Origin of the sequence: Desulfosporosinus youngiae DSM 17734, assembly GCF_000244895.1 — a bacterium.
Classification (GTDB): Bacteria; Bacillota; Desulfitobacteriia; order Desulfitobacteriales; family Desulfitobacteriaceae; genus Desulfosporosinus; species Desulfosporosinus youngiae.
The window spans coordinates 4,817,267-4,831,860 of record NZ_CM001441.1 but is presented as its reverse complement, the minus strand read 5'-3'; the positions used below and the strand labels follow the sequence as shown (position 1 = coordinate 4,831,860).

At 46.9% G+C, this 14,594-nt stretch carries 15 protein-coding genes; 13 read left to right on the top strand and 2 right to left on the bottom strand.

Going from position 1 to position 14,594, the window contains the following annotated elements:
* The first annotated feature begins 27 nt into the window (after positions 1–27).
* From DESYODRAFT_RS22355 to mobB, 4 genes are all read left to right on the top strand, one after another.
* Complete coding sequence (locus DESYODRAFT_RS22355; RefSeq protein ID WP_007786562.1) at positions 28–1,176, top strand: LCP family protein; 1,149 nt, start codon at positions 28–30, stop codon at positions 1,174–1,176.
* Positions 1,177–1,375: 199 nt separating this feature from the next.
* Positions 1,376–3,310, top strand: a complete 1,935-nt coding sequence (locus tag DESYODRAFT_RS22350; RefSeq protein ID WP_007786561.1) for a FapA family protein — start codon at positions 1,376–1,378, stop codon at positions 3,308–3,310.
* Positions 3,311–3,514: 204 nt separating this feature from the next.
* Positions 3,515–4,729 carry a molybdopterin molybdotransferase MoeA gene (locus DESYODRAFT_RS22345; RefSeq protein ID WP_007786560.1) on the top strand — a complete coding sequence of 405 codons (1,215 nt, stop codon included), beginning with the start codon at positions 3,515–3,517 and terminating at the stop codon, positions 4,727–4,729.
* A gap of 1 nt (position 4,730) precedes the next feature.
* Positions 4,731–5,258 carry a molybdopterin-guanine dinucleotide biosynthesis protein B gene (gene mobB, locus DESYODRAFT_RS22340; protein WP_007786559.1) on the top strand — a complete coding sequence of 176 codons (528 nt, stop codon included), beginning with the start codon at positions 4,731–4,733 and terminating at the stop codon, positions 5,256–5,258.
* 36 nt (positions 5,259–5,294) lie between these two features.
* Here the strand turns inward: mobB and DESYODRAFT_RS22335 are convergent, their stop codons facing one another.
* Positions 5,295–6,218: a Na/Pi cotransporter family protein gene (locus DESYODRAFT_RS22335; RefSeq protein WP_083842265.1), complete on the bottom strand. Its 924-nt coding sequence runs from the start codon at positions 6,216–6,218 to the stop codon at positions 5,295–5,297.
* Between the two features lie 189 nt (positions 6,219–6,407).
* On the opposite strand from DESYODRAFT_RS22335, the gene DESYODRAFT_RS22330 reads away from it, so the two are divergent.
* Entirely contained in the window at positions 6,408–6,905 is a 498-nt protein-coding gene (locus tag DESYODRAFT_RS22330; RefSeq protein WP_007786557.1) for a GNAT family N-acetyltransferase, read from the top strand.
* Positions 6,906–6,983: 78 nt separating this feature from the next.
* Here the strand turns inward: DESYODRAFT_RS22330 and DESYODRAFT_RS28835 are convergent, their stop codons facing one another.
* Complete coding sequence (locus tag DESYODRAFT_RS28835) at positions 6,984–7,136, bottom strand: hypothetical protein (protein ID WP_169315904.1); 153 nt, start codon at positions 7,134–7,136, stop codon at positions 6,984–6,986.
* On the opposite strand from DESYODRAFT_RS28835, the gene DESYODRAFT_RS22325 reads away from it, so the two are divergent.
* From DESYODRAFT_RS22325 to bshA, 8 genes are all read left to right on the top strand, one after another.
* On the top strand, positions 7,129–7,371 hold the full coding sequence (locus tag DESYODRAFT_RS22325) for a hypothetical protein (RefSeq protein ID WP_042339008.1): 243 nt from the start codon (positions 7,129–7,131) through the stop codon (positions 7,369–7,371). The genes DESYODRAFT_RS28835 and DESYODRAFT_RS22325 overlap by 8 nt on opposite strands.
* 319 nt (positions 7,372–7,690) lie before the next feature.
* A complete protein-coding gene (locus DESYODRAFT_RS22320; protein WP_007786556.1) occupies positions 7,691–9,184 on the top strand; it encodes a TldD/PmbA family protein in 1,494 nt (497 codons plus the stop codon).
* On the top strand, positions 9,181–10,500 hold the full coding sequence (locus tag DESYODRAFT_RS22315; RefSeq protein ID WP_007786555.1) for a metallopeptidase TldD-related protein: 1,320 nt from the start codon (positions 9,181–9,183) through the stop codon (positions 10,498–10,500). Before DESYODRAFT_RS22320 ends, DESYODRAFT_RS22315 begins: the two co-directional genes overlap by 4 nt.
* Before the next feature lie 26 nt (positions 10,501–10,526).
* Positions 10,527–11,288 (top strand): histidinol-phosphatase, encoded by a 762-nt coding sequence (locus tag DESYODRAFT_RS22310; protein ID WP_007786553.1) that lies wholly within the window; start codon positions 10,527–10,529, stop codon positions 11,286–11,288.
* Between the two features lie 15 nt (positions 11,289–11,303).
* The gene (locus DESYODRAFT_RS22305; protein ID WP_007786552.1) at positions 11,304–11,798 is read left to right on the top strand and encodes a hypothetical protein; all 495 of its coding nucleotides are present in this window, start codon (positions 11,304–11,306) and stop codon (positions 11,796–11,798) included.
* 78 nt (positions 11,799–11,876) lie between these two features.
* Complete coding sequence (locus DESYODRAFT_RS22300) at positions 11,877–12,572, top strand: hypothetical protein (protein WP_007786551.1); 696 nt, start codon at positions 11,877–11,879, stop codon at positions 12,570–12,572.
* A gap of 137 nt (positions 12,573–12,709) precedes the next feature.
* Positions 12,710–13,069, top strand: a complete 360-nt coding sequence (locus DESYODRAFT_RS22295; protein WP_007786550.1) for a YlbF/YmcA family competence regulator — start codon at positions 12,710–12,712, stop codon at positions 13,067–13,069.
* Between the two features lie 80 nt (positions 13,070–13,149).
* Complete coding sequence (gene bshA / locus DESYODRAFT_RS22290) at positions 13,150–14,304, top strand: N-acetyl-alpha-D-glucosaminyl L-malate synthase BshA (RefSeq protein WP_007786549.1); 1,155 nt, start codon at positions 13,150–13,152, stop codon at positions 14,302–14,304.
* Positions 14,305–14,594 lie beyond the last annotated feature (290 nt).

The following is a 14,594-nucleotide window of genomic DNA, read 5'->3' as shown; positions in this document are numbered from 1 at the left end:
GGATGTTACTTTATTGGAGTTGGTAGTGTGCGGCGAGCATTAAAGTTGTTTCTGATGGCAGCTGCCTTGACGGTCGTTTTAGCTGTTGGGTTTGTCGGCTATCTGGTAGCCTTTGAATCGGGAAAGATGCCGGATGGGTATCAATCAGATTCAACTCTAACCAATAATGCTGATGAATTAAAAAATCGGGTTAGCGTCTTGCTTATTGGGGCAGATCAGCGTCCTGATCAGAAAACATTTAGCACGGATACAATAATTTTAGCAAGTGTGGATCCGAAAGGCGGACAGATAAGCTTGCTTTCCATTCCCCGGGATACGCGGGTTTCTCTTAAGGGGCATGGTTATGTCAAGATTAATGAGATTGTATTATTAAAGGACTTACCGACCCTGCAAAAGACGGTAGAGGAGTTAACCGGGGAAAAAATCTCGGGATATGTTCAAACAAATTTTCAAGGGTTTAAGAAAATCATCGATACCCTGGGCGGAATAACGGTTAACGTTGAGAAAAATATGTACTATGAGACTGGTGACGATGAGGATGGGTATATCAATCTGCGTAAAGGCGAGCAGCGTTTAGATGGGTCTAAAGCCCTGCAGTATGCACGTTTCCGTCATGATGCTTTAGCGGATATCTCAAGAACCGCGAGGCAGCAGGTAGTGCTGAAAGCGGTTGCTAAAGAGATGTTTCAGTTAAGCACAATTCCCAAACTCCCCTTTCTTGTCCCCCAAATATTAGATGCGGTTAATACGAATGTATCCTCTAAGGACATTCTCAGGCTCGCTAAAGTGGCGGTTGGATTTGATAGTTCGAAAGTGGTTTCCCAGACCCTGCCGGGTTCGTTTTTAGACCTTGATGGGATAAGCTATTGGAAGGTGGATCCTGTTGAAGTTAAGAAAGTGGTTGCCAACTTGTTTCAAGGGAAGACTACCGATGAAATAATTGGGCAGGCCAGCGTTGATTTATTAAAGCCTGTCGTACCCACACCCAGTAAGCCTGTGCCTAAAGTCCCTGGTAATAGCCAAGATCCCAATGGGGTAAAGTCACCGGGAAATCAGCATGATGGGACTGACAAAGAGGACCTTGATTCCATTGTTGTTCCAGGTAATAATAAAGATCCAAATGGACGGGAATCTCCAGGACATCAGAAAAATACGACCACTGTAGAAATTTTGTAAGGAGCTGTCGGGGACGGCGTGTCACGGGGGTGGCCCTTTTGACACACTTGTAGTGTGTTAAAAGGGCCGCTCCCGTTGGCACGCCGTCCCCGACACATAATTGTTTAGAAATTTGTGATTTATTGGGACTAAAGACCTATAGGGATGGGTGGGAATTATGATATTATTTAAAAAACGGAATGAATAGCGGGGTGTTAATATGCCGGAAAAGGTCATTCAGGCGCATTCTCTAGAAGGGACTAAAGAGGAGTGGGCCCGTAAACTCAATATTTTACCAGAGAACATCACGCTTGAAGTTATAGATAAACCCAGTTTTTTTTCCCGGCAGTGGACAGTCAGGCTTTCTTGGCAGGATAAAACTCAAGCCCCTGTCTTAAATCCCAGTCAAGCCATTTGGAATGGCACTAACTATCTTATCAGCCCTGGCGAAGGGGTCAAACAGATTATTCCCTATGCGAAGGCTGGCGAAGTTTGGTATAATGGTGTGCTTCAAAATAAATCCTTTCAAGTGAGCTTAGGGGAGCAAGTGGAATTTCATCCCTTAATCCAAGCAGGTCAGCTGACATGGGAGCTGAACCTTCGATTTCAAGGTTTGTCTGTCGCAGCAAAAGTCAAACATGAACTGCCGGGGCGCTATAGCCTTGCTCCGGTAATTCCCGGTATGGAAGTGCTTGATTTGGCGCAGTATGTAGGTTGGGAGAACTTGCCTGCCCAAGGTGAGATTTGGGATGAGGCCAGGTTGAAAGCAGATCTGGAGCAATTAAAGGTGGTCCATGGATTAAGACAAGGGATTTGGGAGGAAATAATGGCAGTCGAAGGGGTTGGAGAAGTCGTTCTTGCTGAAGCGACTCTTCCGGTAGCACCCATTCATGCTCGGATTGAAGATTTTGTAGGACAGGCTCAAGTCCTGTATGGGGCAGAGGAACAAACCATTGATTTTTTTGCTTCTAAGGTGAAACTGGTTGAGGAAGGCGCCGTTCTTGCTCGTAAAATTCCAGGCAGGCCGGGGATTCCGGGCAAAGATGTGTTAGGTAAGGTTCTTCCCTCTGCCACTGAGAAGGATCTTAAGTTTAATCTGAAAAAGAATGTCTATCTTTCAGATGATGGATTGGAAGTAGTGGCTGCTTGTGCCGGTCAGCCCATACGTTTGGATGAAAGGACGTATATGGTTGAAAATGTTTATCTCATGGATAAGGATGTTGATCTGGCAACCGGCAGCATCGAGTTTCCGGGAGACGTTTTCGTCAATGGAAATGTCCAGGATGGACTGCATATTTTTGCCGGAGGGAAGTTGGAAATTAAGGGATCTGTCTCACATGCTGAGCTGAGGGCGGAAAAAGGGGCCAGGATTCATCAGAATCTTTTAGGGGGCAAGGTACTTGTTGGAGAGAAATTCGTGGTTCGATCAGAACTCCTGCGCCTTATCTCTGATTTGCGGGATCGTTTGAAGGTTTGTTTACAGCGTACCGGAGAGCTGATGAAGTCTCCGGGGGCTGTTAATCTTAAACCGGGGCAATGCTTAAAGCTGATTATGGAAAAGCAGTTTTCTGACCTTCCTAAACTTTCTAAATGTGTGGAGAAATTTGTTTTAGATAATAAAGAGGATGAAATGATTACAGAGGGCCTGATCGTTTCTGTCCGAACAGCAAAACACTTTTTGGGAGGATTAGGGCCCTTAGAACCAAATGCAATCCCTCTTTTGCAACGGGTGAATCAAGCCCTTGAACAATTTGCCGAAAGTCTGACGGTTGAAATTCCGGAGAAACTCAGTTTTATAGTAAGTTATGTCCAAGGAACATCTATTGAGTGCGGAGGTTCATTTGAGTGTCAGAAAGGAACCTATAATTCGGTTATTCGAGTAGAAGGAAATGTTACGATTAATGGTGTATGTCGGGGAGGTAAAATTTTTGCGGGGGGGATTGTAAAAATACGTGAACTTGGAGGCTCGGAGGTTAGTTCAACCTTTGTCCAAATCAGTTCCGGCGGCCGCCTTTACGTAGATTATTGCCATTCTAATGTTATTATCTCGGTTGGCAGGGAGATTGTCCGAATAGAAGAAGACTATCGTAACGTAGAAATCTATCGTGAGAATGGACGGGTTCAATTCGAAAAAATACGGGTGAATCCGCTTTAAAGGGGTGTCAGGTGTGACTAAGGGACGGGGTTATTGACACAAAATGCATTTTTGTGTCAATAACCCCGTCCCCTTGTCACGCCCCTGATGCCCGGCCATTAGTCAGTAGGTTTTTTTGACAAAATTTAGAATAATAGATACACTTAAGAAAAAAAGACAAAGCGTTTATAATATAACTCTAGTAGTGGAAGGAACAAGATAGGCATGAAAATAATGATTGAATTAGAAGAGGCTTTAGAGATAGTTCTTGATCGTATCCAATCGGTTGAAACAGAATGCATTTCACTTGCAGACGCTTATTATCGTGTATTAGCCCAAGATGTTGCATCTCAGATTGATATGCCCCCGTTTGCGCGCTCTCCGCTGGATGGGTATGCTTATCGGGCCACTGACGCTGATCCTCGGCCGCTCCGGCTGAAGGTCGTAAGTGAAATCCCGGCGGGTACTTTCTCAGAAAGGGTTATTGATAGCGGGGAGGCGGCCAAGATATTTACAGGAGCACCCATACCCCCGGGTGCTAACTGTGTCGTGCGGATGGAGGACACGGAGTCTGTCAGTGATAAAGTGACAATCCTTTGTCCGGTGTCGCCCGATTCTAATATTGTACATAAAGGAGAAGAAATCAGAGAGGGGGATATTCTGCTTAAACAAGGATTTCATTTAACCCCTCCTGCTATTGGGTTGTTTGCAGCGGTTGGTTTAGATCAAGTCAATGTCTATCGTCGTCCGCGTGTGGGAGTACTTTCCACAGGATCGGAGCTTATGGATGTGGGCCAGCCCTTGAATCCAGGCAAGATTTATAATAGTAACAGCTACACGCTGCGCGGAATGCTAATGGAAGCCGGCTGCGATGTTCAAGTGATTCCTATTGTTTCCGACCAAATCGAGGATACTCTCGAAGCATTGGAAAAGGTTGCGGAGGCTGATGTAATTATAACTACCGGCGGGGCCTCAGTGGGGGATTATGATATTATGCGTCATGCCCTTGCCGAGTTTGGCTGTGAGATGTTGTTCTGGAAGTTAAATTTAAAACCGGGGACTCCAGTTTCTGTAGGGCAAAAAGGAAAACAGTTCTTTTTCTCTCTTTCAGGAAATCCAGCTGCAGCGATGGTAACCTTTGAACTTTTAGTTCGTCCGGTCCTCCGTAAATTAGCCGGTCGTTCCACTCCTGAAGAAGGAGAATTTCCAGTCAAAATGGCAAGCAGCTTTGGCAAGGCCGGAAAACAAAGACGTTTCTTGCGCGGTCAGGCGGTGTTTAAAGACGGAGAGATATGGGCAGACCTCGCACTCGCTCAGGGCTCGGGAATTCTTCGTTCTATGATTGGCAGCCATTTGTTAATAGACGTACCGGCAAACCATGGGCCTGTAGAAGTTGGGGAACGTTTAATGGCACGCTGGATTGCGGAATGGGAGAGCTAAGATGAATGTAAGAGGGGAATGCTCTCCGATACCGGTTATTTCAATTGTCGGCGGAAAGTCGAATTCCGGAAAAACCACGCTCTTGGAAAAACTGATTCGTGAAGCTAAAAGCCGCGGCTGGAGGGTGGCGACTCTGAAGCATGATGTTCATGGGTTTCAGATGGATCAACCCGGCAAAGATACCTGGCGTCATGACCAAGCCGGTGCGGATATTGTGGCTATCAGCTCGCCCCAAAGGATTGCCATTTTAGAACGTGTCTCAGATGACCAGCCCCTAGATGAAGTATTGAACCGAATTCAGGGGGTGGATGTGATTTTCACTGAGGGCTATAAATATGCTGATAAGCCTAAAATTGAGGTTTTCCGCTTTGCTGTGCATGATAAGCTTTTTTCTAAACCGGAGGAGCTTATTGCCATAGCAAGTGATGTCAAATTTGATAACGGCATACCCTGTTTTGGGTTAGATGATGTTCAAGGAATCTGTGACTTAATTCAAGAGAAGTTCGGGATTAAGGAAAACCCTATTTGAGTTACCCAAGGCAGTAACTTCCTGATGGAGTATTTTTTAGGGGAGTACTTTTTTCAGGAACCTGGCTGACCATGGCAATAAGGGAAAGGCCAAAGCGGAGGACAATAGATTAAAAATGGTATGGGCGTTGGCCACTTGCCGTGCGAGGCTTCCGCCTAAGAGGGTCAGTCCATGGGCCATAGGTTCAACGAAGGGGAAGAAGAGTAAAACTCCAAAGATGTTTAGTAAAACGTGGAAGAGTGCCACCCGCTGAGCGGCCCGCGAGGAGGCGAGAGCTGCAAAAACGGCAGTAAAACAGGTGCCGATATTTGCGCCGAAGATAAAGGCGAGTGCCGTAGGGAGGGTTATCCATCCGTCAGCCGTGAGCAGCATAACAATGCCTGTCGTAGCATTGGAGGAATGAAGCAGGGCGGATATGATAGTTCCGGCGATAACTCCCTGGAGATGGTTGTCGCCTAGTTGCCGGAGGAAGTTTTGTATGCTTGGCAAGTCAACAAGGGGTGCCATTCCAACCTGTAGTAACCCCAAGGCGAAAAAGAGAACGCCCAGACCAAAAACAGATTGGGAGAGAAACCTCCAGCGGGAGGGGATAAAGAGAAATCCTAAAGAGCCGAAAACCATAATATAGGGAGTAATGTGGTCTAAAGGAAGAGCCAGAAGTTGGGTAGTTAAGGTTGTGCCGATATTACTTCCTAAGATCAGAGCGAAGGCATTGCCAAAGGGAAGGAGTCCGGCATCGACGAAGGATACAGCCATAACGGTCAAGGCAGTACTGGACTGAAGAAGAGCTGTGGATATTGAGCCGCTCCAGAACCCACGCCAGGGGGTTGCGGTCATCCAAAGAAGTGCTTGGTGGAGGCGATGCCCGGCAAACGCTTGAAGCCCCTGCCGCAGGATTTTCATTCCCCAAAGAAGAAGACAGAGGCCTAATACCAAGATGGCGATATACAGTGATTTCACCTCTTTCGGAGGAAGTTTCCCTTTCTCAATATATTGGATAAGAAATGTGACAAGAACAAAAAAAGGCACTATTCCAGTGCTGTGAGGAAATTTAATGGATGAGAAAAACGCTCTTTGGCTGCGAATAATGTTTGGCAGCTTGCAAGCGATACAGGAGATGACTGCATAGATTACCTAAGAGGTGATTTTATGCGAGTTCGTAAAGGTAATGTCCGTGATTGGCCTTTTATCTATGCTCTTGGAAAAGTCGGTATTCCTGATAGTATTTCTCCATGGCGCAAGCAGCCAATGAATGTAACGCTTAAATACAGAGAGGAATTTTTAAGAGGGTTTTGGACCTGGATTCAGCAATCTGAATCGGAAGTTTTTATTGTTGAGGAGCCGAGATCTGAGGAGGATGGGGAAAAACGTGCACAGCCGGTCGGGTATTTGGTTCTTCAGGGTTCGTCGCGGGAAGAGTTAACCGGTCTTACTCAGGGATGGATCATGGATATTGTCATTCTTCCTGAATGGAGAGGAAAAGGAGCGGGCCAGATGTTGCTTGAAGCTGCAGAAGACTATTGCCGCAAGCATGGGGTCGCTTACCTGGGTCTTGCGGTCAGTAGTCATAATGTGAAAGCAGTTCGGCTTTACGAGAAATTTGGTTTTGCAGAGGAAAGAAAACTCTTAGTTAAATGTTTAGAGTAGCCACCTTGCCGTTGCCGCGGTGCCATCAGAGGATGAAAGAGAGAGTGCTCCCGGGTCGGGCAGCTTCGCCACATCCGCTCACCGCAGCATTCCGAGGCTTGCCCACTCGCCGGTGCGGGACTTCGCCAAACCCTCGGGTAGTACCTGATGTGAACCCGTGGCTCCGTCTCCCCGCGCCGTCTTGTGGGCTTTTACTGCCTCTCCATGCAATGGGTTCGCTTCTGTGGACAAAGCTGCCCTGCTTGCGGGTCTGGGGATTCTTCTGCATGTCTTAGGGGCTTTCTTTAGATTAACCGTCCATGCCGCTGCCACGGCACCAGCAGAGGATGAAAGAGAGAGTGCTCCCGGGTCGGGCAGATGTATCTCGTTAACACTTGACACAAAAAAAGCTTGCGACGGATTAACTGTCGCAAGTGAAGTAAAAGAGAGGAGTGGGGATAAAAAATTAAAAAGTGAGACTATCTAAATCATGTCCTGAGGCTTAGCTATTTATACAAGCCTCAGGATATTTTTTTCCAAGGACTTCTTAGGGGTTAGGCGAGGTTCGAGGCTCGAGGTTCGAAAACTTCTCCGAAGAGTTTCTTTAATTGGCTAAGTGCCGCTAGGATTCCTCCTATGGGTTGAATACATGTCGAAGTCTCGAATAGTTGGGACAAAGCTCAAATGGAGTTTGAATTTCCTCTTGAAGTAACTTTGGTTGCTCCGTGGTATAATATCCATAGCGAGTAACAAAGCTGGTTTTTAAGCATAATTATACCAACTGTTTGATATAGGAGGGTTCACTTTTGGAGCAAAAAGAAATCCGGGCGTTGGTTGAATCCGTTTTGGCTGAGGCTAAGGAATTTGAAGGCTACTTTATTGTACGGGCTCAATCCCGTCGGGAGTGGAGTATGCGGCTAAGCAACGGACGGTTTGAAAGGGTATCGACAGGAGAAGACAGTGGATTTGGAGTTCAGGCTTTTACGGAAAAAGGGGCATCGGGCTTTGCTACTTCGGACGTTTTAGACACGGGGGTCGGGCACAAACTTGTGGAAAAGGCGATTCAGCTGGCCCGCAGAAATGAAGAGATCGGGTCGAAGCGGAATCGAAGGATTTGGGAGGCTCCCCGGGTTCAAGAGGAGGTCGGCAATTCGGTTCGAAAAGGGTTCGAGGAGATTCCTCTGACTGAACTTCAAGGTTTGGTTATGAAACTGCATGTTCGTTTGCGCAAGGCGTTTCCTGATGGAGTGTGGCAATCGAGTTATCGCCAGATCGAAGAGGTCTGGTGTATCGGACGGTCAGATGGAACCTTGGTGTCGTTTGTTATTCCGCGGGCGGTTCTGATGCATCAAGGAACTGTGCGGAATCAGGGCAAAGCTCAAAGCACCTTGATTCACCGCAGTGGAGTGGATGCAACTCTGCTTTTTGAGGAATTAGAGGACTATGTATTAGAAAGAAAAGCAATAGACCGGGCGGGATTTGCCAGAGCAGTGTGCGGCGCTCCCCAGCTGCCAAGCGGTCATTACCCTCTCATTATTGATTATGGGCTGGCGAAAGGGCTGGCGCATGAGGCATTTGGTCATGCGGTAGAGTCGGATCATATGAATGAGTCTGTGCTTGGTGAAGAAGGAAAACTAAGGAAAGGATTGCGTGTTGCAAGGCCGGGCGTCAGTATTATTGACGGGCCTCTCCTTGGGGACTGGGCTAATCAACCCTATTCGGCTAACGGTCTGCCCAGGCAGACTGTGACGATTGTGCGGGATGGGGTGTTGGAAGCCGGGCTAGGGGACATTTTTTCGGCGGAAGAAGCGGGAATGCCGGTCAGCGGAGCCGGACGTGCCGAGAGCTATGGGCATATTCCTTTACCCCGTATGAGCAATATCCGTTTACTGGTTGACCGCATGCTTCCTTTAACCCCTGCTGAGCATCTGATGGACGAAGTGAAATCCGTCAGGGAAACTCTTTTAGAACATGGTGAGCTGCGGGAGGGTGAGAAGAATTTACTTCTCTTAGGGTATCGAGGCGGTCAAGTAAACCCTAAAACAGGGGATTTCGTTTTTCAATGTGATGGAATTATCGATGTAGCAGACCCGGATCTGCCAATTTTCCAACCTTCGATTTTTAGCGGAAAGATTCTTTCCGCTTTGGAAGCGATTCGCGGAGGGCTGGGTGAAGGGTGCTATGATGCGATTGGTACGTGCGGAAAAGGTGGGCAATCCGTAGCCTCAAGCGGTGGCAGCCATCGCTATCTGCTTATGGATGCGGATCAACAAGTTAGCTTAGGGGGTGAACAAGGGTGAAACTTATTGCACAATTAGAGGATCTGCTCTATAAAGCTCAGCACGCACCCAAAAAGGACGATCTCAGGCTCTCAGCTTGGCGAATCGTCGTTCATGAATCCGAAGTGGTGGCCTTGGGAATCAAAGATAATTCTCCGGGCAGTGTTTATACTCCCCCAAGTTATCGACAGGGGGAGAGCGGGGATGTTTTCTTAGTTTGGGCGGATGGAACCTGCAGTCAGGCCATGGTTCAGCTTCCTTTTGCATGTAATTCGGAGTATTGGCATAAACAAATAGAACAATGGAGACAGGCTGCTTATAAAGACCCGGATGCCGTACATATACCCGCTCCGGAATCCTTACCCCTCGTTGCGGTTGAGGACCGGGCAATTCAAACAATTGTTTCCGGGGAGGACAAGCTTGTTTTTGATCAAGTGGATCAATGGCTGAGGGATAAACCTTCGGGAGCTAAAATGCAGGGGAGGATCCAGGCAGCTTGGGGTTATCGGCACGTTCGCACCTCAACAGGACTTGCTGTCACCTATCAGCAATCCCAATTTGTATCCGGGTTTTCATTTGACAGTTTAGTGGGAGGCGGGTTCGCTAAACGCAGATTAATCCGGCCCAATGAACAGGAGGAGCTATGGTCTCAGACGGTGAATCAATATGAGTGGATGCAGAAGGAAGCTGCTCCTGTTGGCCCCCAGACCCTGGTGATTCTGGCACCCTCTATGACAGAAGACATGCTGAGGCAGTTTGTACTGCCCAATTTTTCAGGAGATCGGGTGATTGAAGGGCAAGGGGCATTTTCAAAGGAGAGTTTTCAAGAGCACAAGCAAGTCTTTCATGAACAGTTTTCCTTAATGATTGATCCGCTCCGTCCGTTGGAACTGGGTTCTTACCTGGTTACACCCGAGGGGGTTCCTGCCGGGCAAACGGTATTAGTACAGAAGGGACAACTAAAGACTCCTTTTCTGAAAGTTAAGGATGCTGTGCGGTGGGGTACGAAACCGACTGCTGTCCCCCAGGGAACGGCGGGACTTTACATAAGGCATCAGGCAGAGGTTCCTTGGGTAAAGGCTTTAGAGGGGATAGAAGATGGAGTTCTTATCTTGTCGGTACTTGGGTTACATACACAGGACTCGGTTTCCGGTTCGTATTCTCTAAGTGCTCCACATAGCCTGAGGATCTTGCAGGGCCAAATTGTCGGGAAAACGGATTGTAAATTAATGGGCAACTTCTTCGCAGATTTGGCGGCTCCAACCACAAAGACCGCATTATCTGACCTCGATACACATCCCTATCTGATTTTAAGGACTGGAATACAAACTCTTTAACCACTATAGAGGAGGAGGGTTCAGAGATGTTGGATTTACATGTTCACCTTCTCGGGCATAATGATCGGGAGGCTAACCAGGGAACCATTCGGGCGTTTTTGGATGAAGCGTCCCGCCGGGGATTAAAAGAAATCGGGTTTGCGGACCATGATTACTATTGGGATCAAATGAACTTTCCCTTAATCCGGGAAATGGCCGAGGATTACCCGCATTTAGAGGTGCGAATTGGGTTGGAGGCTGAATATCGTCCCCATGAAGAAGGCAGAATCAAGAACTTACTCGAGCAGTATCCTTTTGATTTTGTCATAGGGTCAGTGCATGAGTTTGATGGATGGGCTTTTGATTATCCCGAAGAAGAACCTTTGCATTGGCAAAAGGATGCGGATGAGTTATACAGCAGGTACTTTGAAATAATAGCGCTTGCCGCTCAAAGTGGGTTATTTACAACGATCGGCCACTTTGATCTTATTAAAATTTTCGGAGTAAGGCCGGAGAAGGATATCTTAACTCTGGCAGATGAGGCCTTAACAATCGTTGCTGAAAAAGGTTTGGTTTTGGAAGTTAATACAAATGGCCGCTATAAACCAGTTCAGGAATTTTATCCGGAAAGACGTCTGATGGAGGAGATTCAGCGAAGAGGGATTGAATTCACCTTAGGATCGGATGCTCATTGCGCGGAAAATGTTGGACGGGATCTGGAAGAAGCGGGTCATATGTTACGTGAGATTGGTGTTCAATCCATCGTCGGGTTCGCTAAACTCGCTAAAGTAAGCTATTCGCTGGATTAGGAGGGACATAGTTTGGTGGATTTTCTTGATGAGAAATGGTTGCTTGAAGAAAATGCGGCTCTAGCTTTGGTAGAAATTTTAAATATCCAGCAGGGTAACAACTATAAAATTCTCATGCATGAAGATCGGCCGGATATTGTAATCGAGAATCAAACGGATGGTAAACGTTTAGGTGTTGAGGTGACACATCTTTTCTACGATTCAGAGGAAGCCCGTTATGTTTTTGGACGATCCAGCCAGCAGAATTTCCCGCCAAATCCTCAATACATTGAGGAATATGTTCGACGGCTTAACCTCTTATTACAACAGAAAAGTGAGAAGGCTAAAGGATATAATCATGACTACCCTTTGGCCCTCTTAATAAGAGTGGTTTCTCCGCTTTTTCACTTGTGCAATTTCAAGGTTTATGCCGATAGTGTTGTTGTGCCGTCTTCTGATTTTGATATCATCTGGTTGATGTTCTATGACTTTGAGGAGAGGCGCTGGACGCTTCTGAAACGATTGCGCTAAATGCGCTGAACCGGGGATAGACTTCACACTCTGGTGAAACAATAAACTTGTAAGCCGGTTTGTGAAGGAGAGAAGACTATGCCTTGGATTGAAATTGCTCTTTCCCCCCGTTCAGAATGGAATGAGGACGGTCTTGAGGATTGGGCCCTTGCCCTGGGGGCCTTTCTAACAGAAAAGGGAACGGGGTTAAACCCACAGATTCAGATGCTTCCAGGATATAATGTAGTTCAGTTAGGGGAGTCAGGAGTTGGAGATATTACGTTAAGCAGCGCAGAGCGGCTGGTTATTTTAGATGGATTGTCTTTAAAAGGAACTATGGAATGTGATTTTGCCCGCTTCGTGGTTCGTTTTGCTTTACAAATGGGAGCAGTTGGGGTCTGTGTCTCGAATGCTGCTTCCTCTGAAAAGAGCTTCTGGCGGAAACTGGGCGGGGTTGTTCAACCTGATCCTGTCTCTTTGGAAGAGCCCATTTGTCGTGAAAAAGTAGGTGTAAAGCAACTTGCCAAATTCAGCTTGCTTGTGACGTATAAAGACGAGCCTGTGTTATGTTTAGAACCGATTGCCTGTAATGCTCATGCGCCGGGCTTAATCAGCCTTGCCCAACGCCGGTTGGAAAAAATGCTTGGCGGAAGTCCCATAGGGTTTGCCAGCCGTGTCGCTGTTCGTTGTCCATGGAATATTACGCGGCTGCAGTGGGCGGATTTATTATCCTTTAGCCGTTTGCAGGCCTTTGATTTGTTGGAGAACATTGTGAATAACTGTCAGAGAATGTGATTTAGTGGAAGTCTTTTCCCGCCATCTATGGCCGTCAAAGGTCGTTTATATTTGTCGGATGCATGAAAATTATATATAATGAGATAATGCTTAGATATACTAGATAGATAGCCAGAGATAGAGGAGAGGGACAGGATATGTCTACTACTGATTTAGCTCATGAACTTGCCAGGACCCTTAAGGAATCGGATCAGTTCAAAAACTTTCTTAAATCAAAGGAAAAGGTTATGAGTGATGCCAATAACCATAAGGTGGTTCGAGAATTTCAATTGAAACAATGGGAAATTCGTGAGGCTCAAATGCTGGAGCAAGAGATAAGTGAGGAAAAACAGCAAGAATTAGAACGTTTATACAGTTTGGTAAGCATAAATCCAACAGCAAGGGAGTATTTAGAGGCTGAATTTAAAGTGTCTTGTATGGTTCATGATATTCAAAAAATTATCGGAGAGGCTATGCAAGATGCTATGCCAATAGGTTTTGAAGAAGTGGATTCCTGAATGTTAGCTTATGGCTGGAACAGAGCACCTTTAGACCACAATGACCTTTGAGAGATGTAAATTAAAAGAGGTGCGATTAATTGAAGATCGGAATGATTTGTTACCCGAGCTATGGCGGGAGCGGTGTTGTCGCAACTGAGCTGGGGTATGCACTGGGTGAACGAGGGCATGAAGTTCATTTTATTTCCTCAGCCCGGCCCTTTCGCTTACGCCGGTTTCATGAGAAACTGTTTTATCATGAAGTATCGGATGTAAGCTATCCGGTATTTAAATATCCTCCCTATACGTTGTTGCTGGCCAATAAAATTGTGGAAGTCGCAAATTATGTAGGACTGGATGTGATTCATGCTCATTATGCTATTCCGCACAGTATTAGTGCCTATTTGGCCAAACAAATGATGACCAAGCAGGTTCCGGTGGTTACGACGTTGCATGGCACAGATGTCACGCTAGTAGGTGCTTTTGAAGAGTTTAATCAGTTAACCTGTTTAGCATTACGAGTTAGCGATCGTATTACAGCGGTTTCCAATGCGCTGGCAAGGGAAACAGTCGAGACCTTTGGGCCGCTGAAACAGGGGATTGAGGTTATTCCAAATTTTATCGATCCTAAGATGTACCTGCCCAAGGAAGGTTTGAGGGCAAAATGCAGAGAACATTTTGCTCCCTGCAATGAAAAGATTTTAACGCATATCTCTAATTTTCGGGAAGTCAAGAGGGTCGTGGATGTCGTTAAGATATTTGCTCTCGTAGAGAAGGTGGTACCCAGTCGGCTCTTACTCGTCGGAGATGGGCCGGAGATGGCCAGAGTTGAACGGGAGGTCATAAAACTAGGGCTTGAGAGAAAGGTTCAGTTTCTAGGTAAGCAGGAAAATGTTCAGGATATTCTACAAATGGCCGATATTTTCTTACTCCCTTCAGCCCAGGAAAGTTTTGGCCTTGTTGCCCTGGAAGCGATGGTCTGTGGAGTTCCGGTTGTCGCCAGCCGGGTTGGAGGATTGCCTGAGGTCGTAAAGCATGGGGAAACAGGCTATCTGGCAGATGTCGGAGATATTCAAGGAATGAGTGAAGCGGTTCTCAAACTGCTGACGGATCCTTTACAGTATAAAGCTTTTTCCGAACAAGCTGCGAACTGGGCCAGAGAATCATTTCCAGTTGATCGGGCTGTGAGAAGCTATGAATCAGTCTATGAAAGTGTGATTTTAAGTTCTCACGCCGGTTCCAGGTCTGAAGTCTGAGGTGCCGCTTTAGCGGTATGGGCGCTACTTTGAAAAAAGTCTCCTGGGTTAGACAGGAGGTCGGTTCTACTGCCTGGCTCTGGGGCGGAGCGCCTTTTCAGCTGTGTTAACCCGTGCGAAGACGGTGTCTTCGGTCTGCACGCGTCTGCGAGTTCCGCCGCTGGCTCGCTGGACGGTTCGCGAGCGCGTCCGAACCTCTGGGTATTTCTGGCCGCATGCTATGCCATCCATGGCGCATGCGGCACTAGGAACATCGTGTTCCGTCGCATGTGAACCTGCGGCGCGCTACG